Raw genomic sequence first — 20,144 nt, 5'->3', positions numbered from 1 at the left:
AGGGCGAGCAGTCGGTGGCCGGAGAGGTGACGCGGAGCGTGGATCAGGGCAGCGGTGTCCCGTCGACCGACGACATCGTCCAGATCGGCATCGCCGTCGACATCCCCGAGCCGTGGGGCGGCGAGCTGACCCGGCGCCGACTGGCCTCCGGCGACCCGAACACGGTCCCGGCCCACGTCACCCTGCTCGGGCCGACCGAGATCCCGGTGTCCGCGCTGGCCGCGGTGGAGGGGCACCTCGACCGGGTCGCCGCCGAGCACCTGCCGTACACCCTGCACCTGCGCGGCACCGGCACCTTCCGGCCGGTGACGCAGGTGGTCTTCGTGACGGTGGCGGCCGGCATCAGCGAGTGCGAACTGCTCGCCGCCGCCATCAACGCGGCCCCTCAACTTCGCCGTGAGCTGCGCTTTCCCTACCATCCACACGTGACGGTGGCGCAGGACGTCGCGCCGGAGGCCCTCGACCGGGCGTACGAGGACCTCGCCGACTTCTCCGCGATGTTCGAGGTGGAGGGCTTCACCCTGTTCTCGCACAGCGGGCAGACGCGGTGGCAGCCCCGCCGGTACTTCCGGCTGGGCGGCTGACCGGTGAACCTGCTGGGACGGGTCGAGGCGGGCGTCGACCGTGGCCTGCGGAGCGCCCGGCACCGCTCCCCGGCCTTCGGGCACCTGTGGCGGGCCGGGGTGCGCTACACCGACCTGCACGGCGGGCGGTTGGCCGCCGCGATCGCCTACTACGGCTTCTTCGCGGTCTTCGCCCTCGCCCTGGTGTCGTACGCGGCCTTCGGCGCGATCCTGGACGAGAACGACGAGCTGCGCGCGGGGGCGGAGGAGTTCCTCCGGGAGAACCTGCCGTTCCTCGATCCGGCGCAGGTGGCCGAGAGCAGTGGCACCGTCGGCGTGGTGGGCCTGCTGATCCTGATCCTGACCGGGATCGGCTGGGTGGAGGCGATCCGGTCCTCGCAGCGGCTGATCCACGGCCTGGACCAGCACCCCGGCAACCTGGTCGTCCGCCGGTTGGTCGACCTCGGCGTACTCCTCGTGGTCTTCGTGCTGCTCGGCGTCTCGGTGGCGGCGGTCGACGCGTTGGAGACGCTGCTGCGGTTCCTGCTGCGCAGCACCGGCTCCGTCGGGCTGACCACGGTCAGCGCGGTGCTCAGCGTGGTGGTGAACGCGGTGCTGGCGACGCTGCTGCTGGTGGCGGTGCCCCGGCTGCGGATGAGCCGGGCCCGGTTGCGGCCGGTGGTGCTGCTCGTCGCGGTCGGCATCACGCTGCTCAACACCGTCGGGCGGTTCTGGGTGGGGCGGGTGGAGCACAACCCGGCGTACACCGTGGTGGCCACCGCCGTGGGCCTGCTGGTCTATCTCTACCTGCTCAACCAGTTGGTGCTCTTCGGTGCCGCGCTGGCCGCGACCAGCCGACGCGGCCAGGTGGTCGACCTGGCGAGCCGTCCCCGGCCCGTCGACCTCGACGTGGAGAGCGATCCCGGCACCCCCGGCGGGGCCGGTTGACCGTGATGTGTGGGGAACCCGCCCCCACCTCGTCGGGCACCGACGATGATGGGCCCGTGGGGGCACTTGTGACGTTGGACCTGCCGAGCGACTCACCGATGCTCGACCTGCCGTGGATCATCACGTTCGGGCCGCTCGGAGACGCCGACGAGTGGGAGCCGGTGGTCTGCGGGCCGTACGAGCGGCCGCACGCGCTGGCGCTGGCCGAGGCGGTGGTGGCCGAGGAGTCGTTGATGGCGGTGGTCGAGCCGCTGGTGCCGGCGGTGAACGTGGCGCAGATCCGTGGTGAGATCGCCGCCGCGCAGCTCGCCGCCACCGACGAGACGGTCCGGGTGGACCAGGCCGACCTGTACGGCGACTACGAGGACACCGTCGACGAGGAGGAGATGGCGGCGGCCGAGCGGGAGGAGACGGGCGGGCCGCTGCCGGTGCCGGACGAGGACGAACTGCGGGCCGGCTTCGCCCGCATCGCGACGCGGCTCCCCGGAGGCTGACGAACCACCCGGCACCGGTGCCCGGACGTCGTCGTCCGGGCACCGGTGCCCGCACCGCACCCCCCACCACAAGGGGTCGTCGTCCCGGTCATCCCGGCGGGGACCAGGTCGTCGGGGGTGATACCCCGGTCAGCGCCGTTCGAACCAGGCGGCCGTGTCACCCGGGAGCAGGTGGCCGCCGTCGTGTTCGGTGAGCGGCGCGCTGGCCACGAGCGGCGTGCCGTACCCGTCGATCAGCACCGGCGAGTCGCCGGTGTTCACCACGCAGGTCAGCACCACGGAGTCGACCTCCCGGTGGAACGCGAGCACGTCCGGGCCGGTCTGGCGCCAGGTGATGCCGCCGACGCCGGCCAGTGCCGGATGGGTGTGCCGGATCCGCAGCGCCGCCCGGTACAGCTCCAGGGTCGAGCCGGGCACGCCGGCCTGGGCGGCGACCGAGAGGGACTGCCAGGTCGCCGGGGCCGGTAGCCAGCTCAGCGCGCTGCCGGCCGGTCCGAAGCCGTACGGTGCCAGGTCACCGCTCCACGGGATCGGCACCCGGCAGCCGTCGCGGCTCTCGCCGGTACGCAGGAAGGCCGGGTCCTGACGCAGCTCGTCGGGCAGGTCGAGCACCTCGGGCAGCCCCAGTTCCTCGCCCTGATAGAGGTAGGCGCACCCGGGCAGGGCGAGCATCAGCAGCGCGGCGGCGCGGGCCCGGCGCAGCCCGACCTCCCCGTCGCCGTACCGGGTGACGTGCCGTTGCCGGTCGTGGTTGGAGAGCACCCAGGTGGTGGGGGCGCCGACGATGGTGGACTCGCCCAGCGCGGTGTCGATCACCTTGCGGAACGAGTCGGCCGACCAGGTGGCGTCGAGGAAGTCGAAGCTGAACGCCTGGTGCAGCTCGTCCGGGCCGATGTAGCGGGCCAGTCGCTGCGGGGTCTCCGCCCACGCCTCGGCCACGGCCATCCGGCCGCCGGGGTAGCTGTCCAGGATGGGACGCCAGGTGCGGTAGATGTCGTGCACCTCGTCCTGGTCGAAGTAGGGCAGGCGGCCCTTGCCGAGCAACTCGGACTGGCGACGGCCGGTGGTCATCGAGCTGAAGCCGACGTCCGGCAGGCCCTCCGCCTTGATCATGCCGTGGGCCACGTCGATGCGGAACCCGTCGACGCCCCGGTCCAGCCAGAACCGCAGGACGTCCTCGAACTCGGCGCGTACCTCCCGGTGGCGCCAGTTCAGGTCGGGTTGGGTCGGGTCGAACAGGTGCAGATACCACTGGCCGTCGTCGACCCGCGTCCAGGCGGGGCCGCCGAAGATGCTCTCCCAGTCGTTCGGGGGCTGCGCACCGTCTTCACCCCTGCCGTCGGCGAAGAGGTACCGCGCCCGCTCGGCCGCGCCGGGGGCGGCGGCCAGCGCGGCCTGGAACCACGGGTGCTGGTCGGAGGTGTGGTTCGGGACCAGGTCCACGATGATCCGCAGCCCGAGCGCGTGCGCGTCGGTGATCATCGCTTCGAAGTCGCCGAGGGTGCCGAACATCGGGTCGACGTCGCGGTAGTCGGCCACGTCGTAGCCGCCGTCGACCATCGGCGAGGTGTAGAAGGGGGTCAGCCAGAGCGCGTCCACCCCGAGGTCACGCAGGTAGGGCAGACGTTCGCGGATGCCCTGGAGATCGCCGATGCCGTCGCCGTCGGAGTCGGCGAAGCTGCGGACGTAGACCTGGTAGACGACGGCGGATCGCCACCAGTCGGCGTCGGAGGTCAGCGGCGACGGAGTGCTGGCGGTCATCGGGTGTTCCCCGTTCTGTGGTGCGGGACGGCGGCACCCGGGCGTGGGCGAGGTGGCGCGGGTGTCTGAGAAGGATGCCGCCCCGCCTCTGCAAGAGTCAAGCATTTCTTGCGCAAGGGGGGCGGTGGATGTGCCGCTCCGAGGGCGGCAGGCGGCCGGAATCAGCCCGACCTTCACGCCAGGCGGAGGTGGCAGGTGTCCGGCGTCACGCCGGGATCGACAGCACCGGCGACGCCGGTCGCCGACCCTGGCCGCCCTGCGGGGCGCTGTCGTCCCGACGGGCCACCGCGGTCGAGCCGCGCACCACCAGCTCGGGACGGAAGAGGTACTCCGAACGCGGGGCGGCGTGGCCGTTGATCTCGTCCACCAGGGCCCGGACCGCGGCGACCGCCATCGCGGTCACCGGCTGGCGCATGGTGGTCAGCGGCGGGTCGGTGAAGGCCATCAGCGGCGAGTCGTCGTAACCGACCACCGACAGGTCCTCCGGGACGGAGAGTCCGCGCTGCCGGGCGGCCCGGATCGCGCCGAGTGCCATCAGGTCCGAGCCGCAGACGATCCCGGTGACGCCCCGCTCGATCAGGCGGCCGGCGGCGGCCTCGCCGCCCTCCACGCCGAACAGGGAGAGTTCGGTGAGCTCGCGCAGTTCGTCGTCGTCGAGCTGGACGAGGCGCGCCATCGCGGTCTTGTATCCGCTGACCTTGCGCTGCACCGGCACGAACCGGTCCGGCCCGGTGATCAGGCCGATCCGACGGTGGCCCAGGGCGCCCAGGTGCGAGACGGCCAACTCCGCCGCCTCGCGGTCGTCGCAGGAGACGAAGGGCGCCGGGATGCCGGGGGCGTATCCGTTGATCATGACGATCGGCAGCGGCCGGGCGATCAGGGTGCGGTACCGGTCGTGGTCGGCGGCGGTGTCGGCGTGCAGCCCCGAGACGAAGACGATCCCGGAGACCTGCCGGTCGAGCAGCATCTCCACGTACTCGTCCTCGCGGACACCGCCGGGGGTCTGGGTGCAGAGCACCGGGGTGAACCCGGTCGGGGCCAGCGCCGACTCGATGATCTGGGCGAAGGCGGGGAAGATCGGGTTGTCCAACTCCGGCACCACCAGGCCGACCAGCCCGGCGCTGCGCTTGCGGAGCCGGGCGGGGCGCTCGTAGCCGAGCACGTCGAGGGCGGTCAGGACGGCCTGCCGGGTCTCGGGTGCCACGCCGGGCCGGTCGTTGAGCACCCGCGACACCGTGGCCTCGCTGACGTCGGCCTGCTGGGCTATGTCGGACAGGCGAGCGCGCATGGCCGCACTGTAGCTCACCCTCAACTTCTTGCGCAGTGGTCGGCAAGAACTTGCAGAAGTGGGCAGCAGGCGGCGGTTCGCTCTCACATCGGCGCTGTCGCAACGGCCTCCATCGGGACGGTGGGTGTGTTTCCGGTGTGCAGAGCGTGATCCAGTCGCCGTCTGCGGGCGGCTGGACCGTTGGGAAATGCCGGTAAAGCCGCAGTTGTGGAGTGGTCGGGTTGCGGATCCAGCGCGGTTGTTGCGGTGATGTTCGCAAGGGGTTTCGAGTTACGCAAGTTCTTGCTACTGTCCCGCCGACACCCGGCAGGAATCTAGGAGCGAACATGCGTCGCACAGCCAGGGGGATCGCCGTACTCGCCTCCGCCACCCTCGCCCTCTCCGTCGCCGCCTGCGGCGGCGGAGAGGACAACCCGGCTGATGGGCAGTCCACCGTCGACCCCGCTTCCCTCACCGCAGAACTGACCTGGTGGGACACCTCGGACCCGCAGAACGAGGGCCCCGCGTTCCAGGAGCTGATCGCCAAGTTCAACCAGACGCACCCGAACGTGAAGATCAACTATCAGTCGGTCCCGTTCGGTGAGGCGCAGAACAAGTTCAAGACCGCCGCGCAGGCCAAGAGCGGCGCTCCGGACATCCTCCGCGCCGAGGTGGCCTGGGTGCCGGAGTTCGCCTCGCTGGGCTACCTCTACGCGCTGGACGGCTCCGAGCTGCTCGCTGACTCCTCGGACTTCCTGGAGACGCCGCTGGCCTCCAACAGGTTCGACGGCAAGACGTACGGCGTCCCGCAGGTCACCGACAGCCTGGCGCTGATGTACAACAAGGAGCTGCTGAGCCAGGCCGGCGTCGACGCGCCGCCGAAGACCTGGGCGGAGCTGAAGACCGCCGCGCAGGCGGTCAAGGAGAAGACCGACGCCGAGGGCGTGTACGTCAACCCGGCCGGCTACTTCATGCTGCCGTTCATGTACGGCGAGGGTGGCGACCTGGTCGACACCGCGAGCCAGAAGATCGTCATCAACTCGGAGCAGAACGCGGCCGGACTGGCGATCGCCAAGGACCTGATCACCAGCGGTGCGGCTGCCAAGCCGTCCGCCAACGACGCCTACGGCACCATGATGACCCTCTTCAAGGAGAAGAAGGTCGCCATGATCATCAACGGCCCGTGGGAGGTCAACAACGTCACGACGGCCCCCGGCTTCGGCGGCCTGGAGAACCTCGGCGTCGCCCCGGTGCCGGGCGGCTCGGCGCGGGCCGGTGGCCCGGTCGGCGGCCACAACTACGTGATCTGGTCCGGCATGCCGCAGGAGAAGGTGGACGCCGCCGTCGCGTTCGTGAAGTTCATGAGCTCCGCCGAGTCTCAGGCGTTCCTCTCCGAGAAGCTCGGCCTGCTGCCGACCCGCACCTCCGCGTACGCCCTCGACGCGGTGAAGAACAATCCGGTCGTGGCCGCGTTCCAGCCGGTCGTGGAGGCCGGTGTGGGCCGGCCGTGGATCCCCGAGGCCGGTCAGTTCTTCGGCCCGCTCGACCAGATGGCCACCGAGGTCCTGATCCAGAACAAGGACCCGAAGGCCGCGCTGGACACCGTGGCCCGGAAGTACAAGGCCGAGGTCGTGCCCGGCTACGGGCTCTGACCGTCCGCGCCGGCTCCGGCCGGTGACCTTTCGGCACCCGGCAGGGTCGCGCGGCCGTCGCGGTCGCGCGCCCCTGCCGGACTTCTCCTCGGGAGCGCTGATGACCACCGTGACAGCCGACCCGGCGCCGTCGTCCACGACGCCGCCCGGCCGGTCCGCTCGAACGTCCCGGCTGCGCCGCAGTTGGGACAAGCACTGGTACGCCTGGGCGATGGTGCTGCCCGTCGTGATCGTCCTGGCGGTACTGATCTTCTACCCGCTCTTCCGCGGGATCTGGCTCTCCTTCACCGACCTCACCGAGGCCAACCAGGTCGCCGAGATCTGCACCAAGTCGATCACCGGCAGCGAGGTGTGCCGGGACAACCCCAACAAGTGGGAGTTCGTCGGCCTCGACAACTACGTCCGGGTCCTCACCGGCCAGGTCGGCGACTTCTGGCAGTGGACCGGCGTCACGCTGATCTGGACGTTCGTCTGCGTGGCCTGCCACTTCGGTCTCGGCCTCGGGCTGGCCACCATGATCAACCGGCCGATGTGGGGCCGCAGCATGTACCGGGTGCTGCTGGTGCTGCCCTGGGCGGTGCCCGCCTTCGTCAGCGCCTTCGCCTGGAAGTTCATCTTCAACGAGCGCTTCGGCCTGGCCAACGCCCTGCTCTCGGCGGTCGGCATCGACCCGGTCTCCTGGTTCGCCGACCGGTGGACGGCGCTGCTGACCGCCATCGTCACCAACATCTGGCTCGGCGTGCCGTTCATGATGGTGGCCCTGCTCGGCGGGATGCAGACCATCCCGTCCGAGTTGTACGAGGCGGCCGAGATCGACGGCGCCTCGCCGTGGCAGCGGTTCGTCAACATCACCCTGCCCGGCCTGCGTCCGGTCAGCATGACCGTGGTGCTGCTCGGCACCATCTGGACCTTCAACATGTTCCCGATCATCTTCCTGGTGACCGAGGGGCAGCCGGCAGGGCAGAGCGAGATCCTGGTGACCGGTGCCTACCGGGCGGCGTTCGAGGGCATCCGCAACTACTCGCTCGCCTCCACGTACGGCGTACTGATCCTGTCGATCCTGCTGGTGTTCTCGATGTTCTACCGGCGGGCCCTGCGCAAGCAAGGCGAGGTGTGGTGATGGCGCAGGCACGCAGACCCGCGCAGGCGCGCAGTCGCCGTTCGCCGCTGAAGTCGGTCCTGCTGCACGGCACGTTGATCCTGGCCTCGCTGATCGCGGTCGGCCCGATCGCCTGGGTGCTGTTGTCGTCGCTGAAGCCCGGGTACGCGATCCAGAGCAGCGAGCTGACGCTGTTCCGGGACACCACGCTGGCCAACTACAGCTACGTGCTGACCAGCACCAACTTCCCCCGGTGGTTCCTCAACTCGGTGATCGTCGCGGCGTTCACCATGAGCATCGGCATCTTCCTGTCGGCCACCACCGGCTACGCGGTGTCCCGGTTCAACTTCCCGGGTCGCCGGCCGCTGATGATGGTCTTCCTGGTCACCCAGATGTTCCCGGTGGCCATCCTGATCGTGCCGATCTACACGATCATGGCGCGGCTCGGGCTGATCAACACGATGCCCGCGTTGATCATCGCGTACCTGACCATCGCGGTGCCGTTCTGCGCCTGGATGTTGAAGGGCTACTTCGACTCCATCCCGACCTCGCTGGACGAGGCGGCGGCGCTGGACGGGTGCGGTCCGTTCGCCACCTTCTGGCGGGTGGTGCTGCCGTTGGCCCGCCCGGCGGTGGCGGTCACCGCGTTCTACACCTTCCTCACCGCGTGGGGCGAGGTGGCGTACGCGTCGGCCTTCATCCAGACCGACAACAAGTTCACCCTGGCCTACGGCCTCCAGCAGTTCGTGCCGCAGTTCAACCCGCAGTGGGAGTACCTGACGGCCGCCGCCGTCCTGGTCACCGTCCCGGCCGGGCTGGTCTTCTTCGTCGCCCAGAAGCACCTCGTCTCCGGCCTGACCGCGGGCGGCACGAAGGGCTGACCGGAAGGCCCTCTACTACAAACCGTCGTTGATAGGGCAGGATGGGTCGGGTGGAAGCACTTCGACTCATCCTCCTCTACGGCCACCTGATCGGCTTCGCGCTGCTGCTCGGCGGCGCGATCGCCCAATACCTCACCGGCAAGATCCGGATCAACGCCGCGATGCTCTGGGGCGCGGTGATCCAACTCGCCACCGGCATCGGACTCTCCGCCCCGCTGCGCGACGGCGACGAGCCGGCACCGGCGAAGCTTGTGACGAAGCTGGTGTTCGCGCTGCTGATCTTCGTAATGGTCTTCTTCTCCCGCAAGCGGGACGAGGTGAACCGTGGGCACTTCCTCGCCATCGTGGGATTGACCCTGGTCAACGCCGCTGTCGCGGTCTTCTGGCGGTGAGCGGCGAGCCCGTCGATCGCCGCCGGAAAGGGACTTAACGGACGCACCTTCGCCCGCCTGTCGCCACCCTGAGTGATCTGCCCCACCGGAGCATTACGTACGGGTAACAGGCCTCCAACAGTCCTGCACGATTGTCGTTCGGCAGGTGGGCGCGGGCGTACGCTCTGCGTCCGTAACGTGGGATGCCGGCGGCACAGCGCAAGCCGGTTCAAGGGAGCCACCGCAACCACGCGGTGTGCAGTGGGAAGGAGACGTCTTGCGCTCGGTGCGTGGGATGCGGATCGCCTCGGTCATCGCGGCGGGTGGGCTCGTACTGAGCGCCGCCGCCTGTGGCGAGGCCCCGGATGAGGACAACAACGCCGGTACGGGCGGCGAGAAGTACGTCGCCTGTATGGTCACCGACGTCGGCGGCATCGACGACAAGTCGTTCAACGCCTCGGCCTGGAAGGGTCTCGAGGAAGCCAAGGCCGAGAACAGCAACGTCGACATCAAGTACGTCGCGTCCAAGGCCGAGGCGGACTACGAGCCGAACCTCACCCAGTACGTGAACCAGGACTGCAACTTCATCCTGGCCGTCGGTGGCCTGATGGGTGACGCCACCAAGAAGATCGCCGAGGCGAACACGGACCAGCAGTTCGCGATCGTCGACGCCAACCCCGGGGTGGGCAACGTCTACCCGATGGAGTTCGACACCGCCCAGGCCGGCTTCCTCGCCGGATACGTCGCCGCCGGCATGAGCGAGAGCGGCAAGGTGGCCACCTACGGCGGCATGAAGATCCCGCCGGTGACCATCTTCATGGACGGCTTCGTCGACGGCGTCGCGCACTACAACCAGGCCAAGAGCGCCGACGTGCAGGCCCTGGGTTGGAACAAGGAGACCCAGAACGGCTCCTTCACCAACGACTTCATCAAGCAGGACGAGGGCAAGAAGGTCAGCGACGCGCTGGTCGCCCAGGGCGCGGACATCATCATGCCGGTCGCCGGCGGCGCCGGCCTCGGCACCACCGGTGCGGCCAAGGCCTCCGGCGGCAAGTACAACACCATCTGGGTGGACGTCGACGGCTGCGAGAGCACGCCGGACTGCTCGGCGATCATCACCACCGTGGTGAAGAACATCCCGGGCGCCGTCAAGGAGGCCGTGCTCAAGGCCGCCGGTGGCGAGAAGCTCAACGCCGAGGAGGGCTTCGTCGGCACGCTGGCCAACGACGGCGTCTCGATCGCCCCGTACCACGAGTTCGAAGGCAAGGTCCCGGCCGAGCTCAAGGCCGAGGTCGACAAGCTCAAGGCGGACATCGCCGCCGGCACCGTCAAGGTCGAGTCGGCCGCCCAGCCGAAGTGACCCGTCACCGGTCGCCCCGGTGAGACGATCACCGGGGCGACCGGTACGCGGAGCCCATGATCCGGCCGCTCCGGCGCGGGGAGACCCGCGCTCGGGGCGGCCGGTCCGCGCCCCCGGTCGGGTCCCGGCCGCACACCGTCCGCCAGCAGCTACGCTGCACCATCGCTTCGCACTCCAGGAGGTTGCGCTGAGACTCGAACTGCGCGGCATCACCAAGCGGTTCGGTGATCTGGTCGCCAACGACCACATCGACCTGACGGTGGAGCCTGGAGAGATCCACGCCCTGCTCGGCGAGAACGGCGCGGGCAAGTCGACCCTGATGAACGTCCTCTACGGGCTCTACCAGCCCGACGAGGGCGAGATCCTGGTCGACGGCACGCCGCTCAAGCTGCGCGGCCCCTCCGACGCGATCGCCGCCGGCATCGGCATGGTGCACCAGCACTTCATGCTCGTACCGGTCTTCACCGTCACCGAGAACATCATGCTCGGCGCCGAACAGGTGCGCGGCGGCATCGCCGGATTCCTGGACCGGCGCCGCGCGCGCCGCGAGGTCGCCGAGGTCTCGGAGCGCTACAACCTGCGGGTCGACCCGGACGCGGTGATCGAGGACCTGCCGGTCGGCGTCCAGCAGCGGGTCGAGATCGTCAAGGCGCTGACCCGCGACGTCGACCTGCTCATCCTGGACGAGCCCACCGCGGTGCTCACCCCGCAGGAGACCGAGGAACTACTCACCGTGATGCGGTCGCTCAAGGCCGCCGGCAAGTCCATCGTGTTCATCACCCACAAGCTCGGCGAGGTCAAGGCGATCGCCGACCGGATCACGGTGATCCGGCGCGGTAAGACGGTGGGCACCGCGTCGCCCGACGCCAGCCGGGACGAGCTGGCCGCGCTGATGGTCGGCCGCAGCGTCCGGCTCACCGTGGAGAAGGCGCCGGCCACGCCGGGCGAGCCGGTGCTGGAGATCTCCGGCCTGGTCGTCGACGACGACCGGCAGGTCCGCGCGGTGGACGGCGTCGACCTGACCGTACGCGCGGGCGAGGTGCTCGGCGTCGCGGGCGTGCAGGGCAACGGGCAGACCGAACTGATCGAGGCGGTCATGGGGCTGCGCCCGGTGCTCGCCGGGACGATCAGCCTCGACGGTCAGCGGGTCGACGGCTGGAGCACCAAGAAGGTGCTGCGCGCCGGGGTCGGCTACGTCCCCGAGGACCGCAGTGTCGACGGCCTGGTCAAGGAGTTCAGCGTCGCCGAGAACCTGGTGCTGGACATCTACGACCGGCCGCCGTTCGGCAGCGGGCTGTCGCTCAAGCCGGACGCGATCGCGAAGTCGGCGCAGGAGCGGATCGACCAGTTCGACGTCCGGACCTCGTCGGCGCAGGCGCCGGTGGGCACGCTCTCCGGCGGCAACCAGCAGAAGGTGATCGTGGCACGGGAGCTGTCCCGGCCGCTCAAGCTCTTCATCGCCGCCCAGCCCACCCGGGGCGTGGACGTCGGTTCGATCGAGTTCATCCACAGCCAGGTCATCCGCGAGCGTGACGTGGGCACCGCCGTGCTGGTGGTCTCCAGCGAACTCGACGAGGTGATCGGGCTGGCCGACCGGATCGCGGTGATGTATCGCGGCCGGGTCATCGGCATCGTCGGCCCGGACACCCCGCGCGAGGAGATCGGTCTGCTGATGGCGGGCATCACCCCCGACGCGACCGGCGGTTCCCCGGAGAGCACCCCAGCCGCCGGCGGCACCGCCGTGGCGACCATCGACCGGGACGACGCAGCGGTGACCGACGCGGACGCGGCGAGCGCCGACGGCACGACCGCGACCACCGACCGCGACGTCACGGCCACCACCGACGGCGTGGCCCCGGCCCCCGAGGGTCCCGGCAACGAGGACGAGAAGGCATGAGCGAGCTCTGCGAGCGAATCATCAGGCTCAGTGCGGTTGTGCCTCATGACGGTACGGAGCGAAGCGGAGTGCCGGCATGAGCGAGCTCTGCGAGCGAATCATCAGGCTCAGTGCGGTTGTGCCTCATGACGGTACGGAGCGAAGCGGAGTGCCGGCATGACCACTTCTTCCCAGCCTGGCTCGCCGGACAAGGAACCGGCGAGCGAGGAGCAGGCCAACCGGACGGCGATCGGCAACACCGAGCGCGCCGAGACGGCCACCACCGGGCAGTCCCCGCAGGGACGGCCCACCCTGGGTCGGCTGTTCCTGGAGAACCTGTGGGCGGCCAACACGTTCACCGTGACGCTGCTGTCGCTGGTGCTGGCGATGGTGGTCGGCGCCATCCTCATGATCATTTCTGATCCGGACGTGTTGGGCACCTACGCCTACTTCACCGCCCGCCCCACCGACGCGCTCAACGCGAGCTGGACGCTGGTCAGCGAGGCGTACGCGAACCTGTTCAAGGGCAGCGTCTTCGACCCGGCCGCCACCACCGTCAACGCGGCGCTGAGCCCCATCTCGGAGACGCTCACCTACACCGCGCCGCTGGTCTTCACCGGCCTGTCGGTAGCGCTCGCCTTCCGGGGCGGCCTGTTCAACATCGGTGCCCAGGGTCAGGCCACCATGGGCGTGATCCTGGCCGCGCTCGCCGGGTTCCTGCTGCCGCTGCCGCCCGGCCTGCACCTGCTGGTCGCGGTGCTGGCCGGTGCGGTCGGCGGCGCGATCTGGGGTTTCATCCCCGGCATCCTCAAGGCGCGGACCGGCGCCCACGAGGTGATCAACACGATCATGCTCAACTACATCGCGGTCTACTTCCTGACCTGGCTGATCGTGCAGAACGGCGTGCAGGACCCGAACCGCACCGACGCGATCAGCCGGCCGGTGGACGCCTCGGCCCAACTGCCGCGGCTGTTCGGGGACGGGCTGCGGGCGCACGCCGGGATCATCCTCGCCGTGCTGGCCACCCTGGCGGTCGCCTGGCTGCTCAACCGCTCCACGCTCGGCTTCGAGCTGCGCGCGGTCGGCGCCAACCCGGACGCCGCCCGCACCGCCGGCATCAGCGTCACCCGGACGTACGTGCTGATCATGGTCTTCGCCGGGGCGCTGGCCGGACTGGGCGGCTCGCAGATGGTGCTCGGCACCACGGCCGCCGCCCTGACCCCGCTGGTGGTCGCGCAGATCGGCTTCGACGGCATCCTGGTAGCCCTGCTCGGTCGCGTGAAACCGTGGGGAGTGGCGCTGGCCGCGCTGCTCTTCGGCGCGTTGCAGGCCGGCGGCAACCGGATGCAGTCGTACTCGGGGATCTCGCTGGAGCTGGTCACCGTGCTCCAGGCGCTGATCGTCATCTTCATCGCCGCGCCGGCCCTGGTGAAGGCGATCTTCCAGCTCCGGGCGGCCCGCGCCGCCCGGTTGCAGACGAGCCTCGCGAAGGGCTGGTGAGGCATGTCCACCATGGCCGTCCCCGACGTCGCGGTCGCGCAGGTCGACGAGGGCTTCTGGACCCGGACCCGCAAGGTGGGCCTGGTGCTGTCGGCCCTCGGCCTGCTGGCCACCGTGCTGTTCGGCGCGCTCGCCACCGGTGAGCAGGCCCGCTTCACGCTCAGCGAGGACTCCGCCGGGGCCGCGTTGGAGATCCACGGGACGGTCGGCGCGGTCCTCTTCGGACTGATCGCGCTGGCCGCCGGGGTGGCGATGCTCGCCACCCGCCTGCCGAAGCGCTGGTTCGTCCCGGTGCTCGCCGTCGGTCTGGTCGCCTTCGTGCTCTCCTTCCTCTGCTGGCAGGTCTCCGCCGCACCGACCGGGCAGAACTTCATGCCGCTGGTCAACATCGTGCGCGGCACGTTCCTGCTCGCCCTGCCGTTGATCTTCGGTGCGCTGGCCGGTGTGCTCTGCGAGCGCTCCGGCGTGGTCAACGTGGCCATCGAGGGTCAGTTGCTGATGGGCGCGTTCAGCGGCGCGCTGTTCGGCAGCATCAGCGGCAGCATCTGGGTGGGCCTGGTCGCCGCCGCGATCGGCGGCGCGTTCATCTCGCTGCTGCTCGCCGTCTTCTGCATCCGCTACCTGGTCGACCAGGTGGTCATGGGCATCGTGCTGAACCTGCTCGCGGTCGGCATCACCGGCTTCCTCTACGAGCGGCTGATGCAGACCGACGCGGCGCGCTACAACAGCGCTCCCCGGTTCAGCAACTGGGAGATCCCGCTGCTCTCCGACATCCCGGTCCTCGGGCCGGCGCTGTTCCAGGCGAACATCTTCCTCTATCTCGCCCTGCTGCTGGTGCTCGTGATCCACATCGCGCTGTTCCGCACCCGGTGGGGTCTGCGGACCCGCTCGGTCGGCGAGCACCCGACGGCGGCGGACACCCTGGGCGTGAAGGTGCTGCGGGTGCGCTACCGCAACGTACTGCTGGCCGGGGTGGTGGCCGGCATCGGCGGCGCGTCGTACACGCTGGCGCTCTACTCGTTCACCAAGAACATGATCGGCGGTAAGGGCTTCATCGCCCTGGCCGCACTGATCTTCGGTCGGTGGAGCCCGACGGGGGCGCTGCTCGCCGCGCTCTTCTTCGGCTTCGCCGACCAGTTGGCCACCTACCTGGGCGCGATCAACAGCATCATCCCCGGCCAGTTCCTGGCCATGCTGCCGTACCTGGCGACGATCCTGGCCGTGGCCGGGCTGGTCGGCCGGGTCCGGGCACCCGCCGCCGACGGCAAGCCGTACATCAAGGGCTGATCCAGGGGAGCGCAGCATGGAGATCGACTGGGCGCGGTTGCGCGCCGCCGCCACCGAGGTGATGCGGCACGCGTACGTGCCGTACTCGAAGTTCCCGGTGGGCGCGGCGGCACTCGTCGACGACGGCCGGGTCGTGGTGGGCTGCAACGTCGAGAACGCCGCGTACGGTGTGGTGCTCTGCGCCGAGTGCGGCGTGGTCTCCTCGCTGCACGCCACCGGCGGAGGCCGGATCGTCGCGCTGTCCTGCGTCGACGCCACCGGTGAGCCGCTGATGCCGTGCGGGCGCTGCCGGCAACTGCTCTGGGAACAGGGCGGGCCGGAGTGTCTGATCGAGGCCAGGGGCGGTCCGCTGCGGATGGCGGAGCTGCTGCCGCACGCCTTCGACGTGGCCGACCTCGACGCGGTCACCCGGGAACGGCCGGTGCCGGTGGTCCCCGACCGACTGGCCGCCTGGCGCGGACGCGGCACCGTCTTCGTGCACCCCGACCTCTCCGCCGGCCAGCAGATCTGGACGGCCTACTGGGAACGGTCGGCCGGCGACGACGCGGGCGCCGAGACCGGGGTGCTGGAGGAGGCGCCGACCTGGGACGACCCGGCGGAGGCGATCACCTGGGGGTTGGCGCGTACGCCCCGGGTCGTGGTGGTGGACGCGTCGGGGACGATCTTCTGGGCCGGTGAGGGTGAGCCGCCGGTGGAGATTCCGGTGCGGTGGGATGGGACTCAAGGGTGAGTGTGTTTACTGCGGTTGACGTGATTCGGGCGAAGCGGGACGGGGGAGTGCTCTCCGACGCGCAGATCGACTGGGTGGTGGACGCGTACACCCGGGGGGCGGTGGCCGACGAGCAGATGTCGGCGCTGGCCATGGCGATCCTGCTGAACGGCATGACGGGACCGGAGATCGCCCGGTGGACGGCCGCGATGATCGCCAGCGGCGAGCGGCTCGACCTGTCGTCGGTGTCCCGGCCGACCGTGGACAAGCACTCGACCGGCGGTGTCGGTGACAAGATCACCCTGCCGCTCACCCCACTGGTGGCCGCGTGTGGCGCGGCGGTGCCGCAGCTCTCCGGGCGCGGCCTCGGGCACACCGGCGGCACGCTGGACAAGCTGGAGTCGATCCCGGGCTGGCGGGCCGCGCTGAGCAACGAGGAGTTCACCGCCCAACTGCGCGATCTCGGGGCGGTGATCTGCGCCGCCGGGTCGGGGCTGGCCCCGGCCGACCGCAAGCTGTACGCGTTGCGGGACGTCACCGGCACGGTCGAGGCGATCCCGCTGATCGCCAGCTCGATCATGAGCAAGAAGATCGCCGAGGGCACCGGCGCGCTGGTCCTCGACGTGAAGGTCGGCTCCGGCGCGTTCATGAAGTCGGTCGACGATGCCCGTGAGCTGGCCCGGACCATGGTGGAGCTGGGCGGCGCGCACGGCGTCCGCACGGTCGCCCTGCTCACCGACATGTCGACGCCGCTCGGCCTGGCCATCGGCAACGGGGTCGAGGTCACCGAGTCGGTCGAGGTGCTGGCCGGCGGTGGCCCGGCCGACGTGGTGGAACTGACGCTGGCACTGGCCCGGGAGATGCTCGACGCCGCCGGGCTGCCCGACGCCGATCCCGCCGCCGCCCTGCGCGACGGGCGGGCGATGGACGTGTGGCGGTCGATGATCCGCGCACAGGGCGGTGACCCCGACGCGCCCATGCCCACCGCGCCCGAGGTCGAGGTGGTGCGCGCCGAGACGGACGGCTACGTCGCGACCGTCGACGCGTACGCCATGGGGGTGGCCGCGTGGCGGCTCGGCGCCGGCCGGGCGCGCAAGGAGGACCCGGTCAGCGTCCCCGCCGGGGTGCTGTTGCACAAGCGGCCCGGTGACCCGGTGCGGGCCGGTGACCCTCTCTACGAGCTGCGTTCCGAGAGTCCGGAGAGGATTCCGGGGGCGCTGGCGGAGGCGGCCCGGGCGGTGACTCTCGCGGCGACACCGTCGGTCCCGAATCCACTGGTCCTCGAACGGGTGGAGTGAGTCCGCCCTGGTCGCGCCCCATGGTGCCGGGCCGGTCTGGCCGCTATCCTCGCAGGCCAGGGGGGACAATCGGCGCCCGAGACATCATGACCAGACAGGGATGTTGCCGTGATCGTGCCTGCTCCCGACCCTCGCGAGGTGCGTGAAGCGAGCCTGGAGGAGCTGTCCCGGCTGCGGCTGCCACTGCCGCCACCGCAGTTCCCGCTGGTGTGGGAGCCCGGCGACGAGATCGAGTTGCGGCCGACCCCGGAGGTCGAGGCGCGGATCGCCGTCCTGCACCTGATCCAGGCGCGCTGCTTCGGTATGCCGCCGCAGGCGGCGATGAGCTGGTTGCTGGCGTCGCACCTGTTGGAGATGGTCACCCCGCCGGAGTTCCAGTTCGTCACCGGCGCCAAGGGCGACCACCGTTCGTTCGTGCTGCACCACGACGCGCTCTTCGCCCTGACCTGGGTGCTCGGCCTGACCAAGCAGCTCGATCCCACGCTGCCGGTGGACGAGCGGCTGGTGGAGCGTCTGCCGAACATCGTCGAGGGGGAGACCTTCCGGCGCTGGCAGGCCCGCATCCTGACCGCGCCGCAGCATCCGGCCGACGCCGCCGCCCTGCTTGACCTGCACTACTGCCTGGACTGGGCGTACCTGGAGGTGAGCCGGGCCGGGCGGTTGTTGCCGGGGCTGGTGGACGCCAACGCCATCGGCCAGCGCCGTTGGGCGCTGGAGTGGGCGGTGATGCTGCGCGGGCCGTACCACGACGAGCCCCCGGGCTGGGAAGAGGTCGACCTCTCCACCTAGGGACGCGGGCGGTACACGCCGAGCCGGACCGAGACGGTCACCCGGACCGGCTCGCCGAGGGCGGTGATCCGGTCGGCCAGCCCGGCCGGGTCGGTGTGCCAGGCGCTCGGTCCCATGCCGACGAGTGTCCGCACGTCCGCACCGGTCAGGCGCAGCTCCTGTCGGTGCGCGGTGTGCGACTCCTCGACGAAGTGCCCGCCGAGGCCGGCGGCGACCCGGTCCGCCTTGGCCGGGTCGACCCGGAGCAGGTCGAGCGCGTCGACCAGCTCGGTGAGGTGGTCGACGGCCGGCGTCACCACCAGCAGCCGCCCGGTCGGTGCGAGGACCCGGTGGAACTCGGCGCCGTTGCGGGGCGCGAAGACGTTCAGCAGCAGCGCCGTCGACGCGTCCGTCAGCGGCAGACGCTGCCAGGTGTCGGCGACCGCCGCGGTGATCCGGGGGTGCGCCCGGGCGGCCCGGCGCAGCGCGGGCTTCGAGACGTCCAGGGCGAGACCGACGGCCGCCGGCAGCGCCGCCAGCACCGCGGCGAGGTGCCGACCGGTGCCGGCGCCCGCCTCCACCACCAGCGGGTACGCCCCGACGTCGTCGGTCGGGACATCCTGGTGCGGCCCCTTTGCTCTGCTTACCTCGGCGCAACAGACACGCCCGGAAACCGGTGCGTCCGTTGAAGCAGAGCAAAGGCAGCGCGGGACACCTGGGTGCGGGGTGGCGGCCTGCCCGGTGACGCGGGTGGCGGCCTCGGCGAGGGCGGCGGAGATCAGGTCGTAGTGGCCGGCGGCGAGGAAGTCCGCCCGTGCGGCGACCATCTCCGCGCTGTCCCCGCCGTGCGGGGCGCGGCCGGCGAGCAGGTTGACGTAGCCCTGCCGGGCGATGTCGAAGCTGTGCCGACGCGGACACGTCAACGTGCCGGCGGCACCGGCGGAGACCTCGCCCAGTGGGTCTGCGCAGACCGGGCAACGCAGCCGCTCGACGACGCGAGTTTCCATCACCACAGCAGGTCGCAGGCCAGATCCACGCTCCCGAGCGTACCCAGCGGTCCGCTGCGGACTAGGGTCTGGTCATGGCCGCGAACATCGGGTATGAGGACATCGTCAAGGCGCCGAAGGCGTTGCTGCACGACCACCTGGACGGCGGTCTGCGGCCCGCGACGATCGTCGAGCTGGCCGCCGAGGTCGGTCACGAGCTGCCCACCACCGACCCGGCGGAGCTGGGGCGCTGGTTCGTGGCGGCGGCCGACTCGGGTTCGCTGGAGCGCTACCTGGAGACGTTCGCGCACACCGTGGCCGTGATGCAGACCGCTCCGGCGCTGCGCCGGGTGGCCCGGGAGTGCGCACTGGACCTCGCCGCGGACGGGGTGGTCTACGCGGAGGTGCGCTTCGCCCCGGAGCAGCACCTGGAACGCAGTCTGAGCCTGGACGAGGTGGTCGAGGCGGTGCTGGCCGGGTTCGTCGAGGGCAGTGCGCTCGCCGCCGAGGCCGGTACGCCGATCCGGGTCGGCACGCTACTCACCGCGATGCGGCACGCGGCGCGCTCGCAGGAGATCGCGGAGCTGGCGGTTCGCCATCGCGACCACGGGGTGGTGGGGTTCGACATCGCCGGTGCCGAGGCCGGTTTCCCGCCCACCCGGCACCTGGACGCCTTCGAGTACCTCCAGCGGGAGAACTTCCACTTCACGATCCACGCCGGTGAGGCGTTCGGGCTGCCCTCCATCTGGCAGGCGATCCAGTGGTGCGGAGCCGACCGGCTGGGCCACGGCGTACGCATCGTGGACGACATCACCGTCGGCGCGGAGCCGGTGCTCGGCCGGCTGGCCGCGTACGTGCGGGACAAGCGGATCCCGTTGGAGCTCTGCCCGTCGTCCAACGTGCAGACCGGTGCCGTTGCGTCGATCGCCGAGCACCCCATCGGGCTGCTGCGTGACCTGCGGTTCCGGGTCACCGTGAACACCGACAACCGGCTGATGAGCGGCACCTCGGTGTCCCGGGAGATGGCGTTGCTCTGCGAGGCGTTCGGCTACGGCTGGCGTGAGGTGCAGTGGTTCACCATCAACGCGATGAAGAGCTCCTTCATCCCGTTCGACGAGCGGCTCCGGATCATCGACGAGGTCATCAAGCCCGCGTACGCCAAGCTGCTGGCCTGAGTCTGCGGCGCCGGCTCACCGGGCCGGTGGGTGGCCGGGGCGGTGCAGACCGGCGACCTGACGCAGGATCTCCCGGGCGCGGGCGGCCTCCGCGCCCAGTCCGGTCTGGCGGCGCAGCACGGCCGGCTCGGCCCGCAGCAGCGTCACGC

General features: G+C 70.7%; 18 protein-coding genes. 15 read left to right on the top strand and 3 right to left on the bottom strand.

Going from position 1 to position 20,144, the window contains the following annotated elements:
* Nucleotides 1-38 precede the first annotated feature (38 nt).
* Genes EYA84_RS04140 through EYA84_RS04130 form a run of 3 tightly spaced genes read left to right on the top strand, consistent with a single transcriptional unit; the run spans nucleotide 39 to nucleotide 2,005 of the window.
* On the top strand, nucleotides 39-584 hold the full coding sequence (locus EYA84_RS04140; protein WP_236145582.1) for a 2'-5' RNA ligase family protein: 546 nt from the start codon (nucleotides 39-41) through the stop codon (nucleotides 582-584).
* Between the two features lie 3 nt (nucleotides 585-587).
* Complete coding sequence (locus EYA84_RS04135; RefSeq protein WP_131051662.1) at nucleotides 588-1,511, top strand: YihY/virulence factor BrkB family protein; 924 nt, start codon at nucleotides 588-590, stop codon at nucleotides 1,509-1,511.
* 56 nt (nucleotides 1,512-1,567) lie between these two features.
* Nucleotides 1,568-2,005 carry a hypothetical protein gene (locus tag EYA84_RS04130; protein ID WP_131051661.1) on the top strand — a complete coding sequence of 146 codons (438 nt, stop codon included), beginning with the start codon at nucleotides 1,568-1,570 and terminating at the stop codon, nucleotides 2,003-2,005.
* Nucleotides 2,006-2,134: 129 nt separating this feature from the next.
* On the opposite strand, the gene EYA84_RS04125 is transcribed toward EYA84_RS04130, so the two are convergent.
* Complete coding sequence (locus tag EYA84_RS04125; protein ID WP_131051660.1) at nucleotides 2,135-3,766, bottom strand: glycoside hydrolase family 13 protein; 1,632 nt, start codon at nucleotides 3,764-3,766, stop codon at nucleotides 2,135-2,137.
* A 205-nt stretch (nucleotides 3,767-3,971) separates the two neighbouring features.
* Complete coding sequence (locus EYA84_RS04120) at nucleotides 3,972-5,054, bottom strand: LacI family DNA-binding transcriptional regulator (protein WP_236145581.1); 1,083 nt, start codon at nucleotides 5,052-5,054, stop codon at nucleotides 3,972-3,974.
* 326 nt (nucleotides 5,055-5,380) lie between these two features.
* Between EYA84_RS04120 and EYA84_RS04115 the strand changes: the two genes are divergently transcribed.
* The 11 genes from EYA84_RS04115 (at nucleotide 5,381) to EYA84_RS04065 (ending at nucleotide 17,855) form a co-directional block, all read left to right on the top strand.
* Entirely contained in the window at nucleotides 5,381-6,685 is a 1,305-nt protein-coding gene (locus EYA84_RS04115) for an extracellular solute-binding protein (RefSeq protein ID WP_131051658.1), read from the top strand.
* A 100-nt stretch (nucleotides 6,686-6,785) separates the two neighbouring features.
* On the top strand, nucleotides 6,786-7,805 hold the full coding sequence (locus EYA84_RS04110) for a carbohydrate ABC transporter permease (protein WP_131051657.1): 1,020 nt from the start codon (nucleotides 6,786-6,788) through the stop codon (nucleotides 7,803-7,805).
* Nucleotides 7,805-8,665 (top strand): sugar ABC transporter permease, encoded by an 861-nt coding sequence (locus EYA84_RS04105; RefSeq protein WP_131051656.1) that lies wholly within the window; start codon nucleotides 7,805-7,807, stop codon nucleotides 8,663-8,665. The genes EYA84_RS04110 and EYA84_RS04105 overlap by 1 nt, the downstream gene beginning before the upstream one ends.
* A gap of 50 nt (nucleotides 8,666-8,715) precedes the next feature.
* Nucleotides 8,716-9,057: a hypothetical protein gene (locus EYA84_RS04100; protein WP_131051655.1), complete on the top strand. Its 342-nt coding sequence runs from the start codon at nucleotides 8,716-8,718 to the stop codon at nucleotides 9,055-9,057.
* A gap of 274 nt (nucleotides 9,058-9,331) precedes the next feature.
* Entirely contained in the window at nucleotides 9,332-10,396 is a 1,065-nt protein-coding gene (locus tag EYA84_RS04095; protein WP_131051681.1) for a BMP family protein, read from the top strand.
* 19 nt (nucleotides 10,397-10,415) lie between these two features.
* Nucleotides 10,416-12,293: an ABC transporter ATP-binding protein gene (locus tag EYA84_RS04090; protein ID WP_343232750.1), complete on the top strand. Its 1,878-nt coding sequence runs from the start codon at nucleotides 10,416-10,418 to the stop codon at nucleotides 12,291-12,293.
* Nucleotides 12,294-12,449: 156 nt separating this feature from the next.
* Complete coding sequence (locus tag EYA84_RS04085) at nucleotides 12,450-13,772, top strand: ABC transporter permease (RefSeq protein WP_131051654.1); 1,323 nt, start codon at nucleotides 12,450-12,452, stop codon at nucleotides 13,770-13,772.
* A 3-nt stretch (nucleotides 13,773-13,775) separates the two neighbouring features.
* Nucleotides 13,776-15,059 carry an ABC transporter permease gene (locus tag EYA84_RS04080; protein WP_131051653.1) on the top strand — a complete coding sequence of 428 codons (1,284 nt, stop codon included), beginning with the start codon at nucleotides 13,776-13,778 and terminating at the stop codon, nucleotides 15,057-15,059.
* A 16-nt stretch (nucleotides 15,060-15,075) separates the two neighbouring features.
* Nucleotides 15,076-15,789 carry a cytidine deaminase gene (locus tag EYA84_RS04075; RefSeq protein WP_131051652.1) on the top strand — a complete coding sequence of 238 codons (714 nt, stop codon included), beginning with the start codon at nucleotides 15,076-15,078 and terminating at the stop codon, nucleotides 15,787-15,789.
* The gene (locus EYA84_RS04070; RefSeq protein WP_131051651.1) at nucleotides 15,786-17,066 is read left to right on the top strand and encodes a thymidine phosphorylase; all 1,281 of its coding nucleotides are present in this window, start codon (nucleotides 15,786-15,788) and stop codon (nucleotides 17,064-17,066) included. Before EYA84_RS04075 ends, EYA84_RS04070 begins: the two co-directional genes overlap by 4 nt.
* 108 nt (nucleotides 17,067-17,174) lie before the next feature.
* Entirely contained in the window at nucleotides 17,175-17,855 is a 681-nt protein-coding gene (locus EYA84_RS04065) for a DUF4272 domain-containing protein (RefSeq protein ID WP_131051650.1), read from the top strand.
* Here the strand turns inward: EYA84_RS04065 and EYA84_RS04060 are convergent.
* Entirely contained in the window at nucleotides 17,852-18,841 is a 990-nt protein-coding gene (locus EYA84_RS04060; RefSeq protein WP_131051649.1) for a putative RNA methyltransferase, read from the bottom strand. The genes EYA84_RS04065 and EYA84_RS04060 overlap by 4 nt on opposite strands.
* Before the next feature lie 74 nt (nucleotides 18,842-18,915).
* Between EYA84_RS04060 and EYA84_RS04055 the strand changes: the two genes are divergently transcribed.
* Complete coding sequence (locus tag EYA84_RS04055; protein WP_131051648.1) at nucleotides 18,916-19,995, top strand: adenosine deaminase; 1,080 nt, start codon at nucleotides 18,916-18,918, stop codon at nucleotides 19,993-19,995.
* The last annotated feature ends 149 nt before the right edge of the window (nucleotides 19,996-20,144 follow it).

The sequence above is a fragment of the Verrucosispora sp. SN26_14.1 genome (genome assembly GCF_004307965.1).
In the GTDB taxonomy this organism is placed as follows: domain Bacteria; phylum Actinomycetota; class Actinomycetes; order Mycobacteriales; family Micromonosporaceae; genus Micromonospora.
The sequence above is the reverse complement of the archived record's forward strand: the minus strand, read 5'-3'. Positions and strand labels throughout refer to the sequence as shown.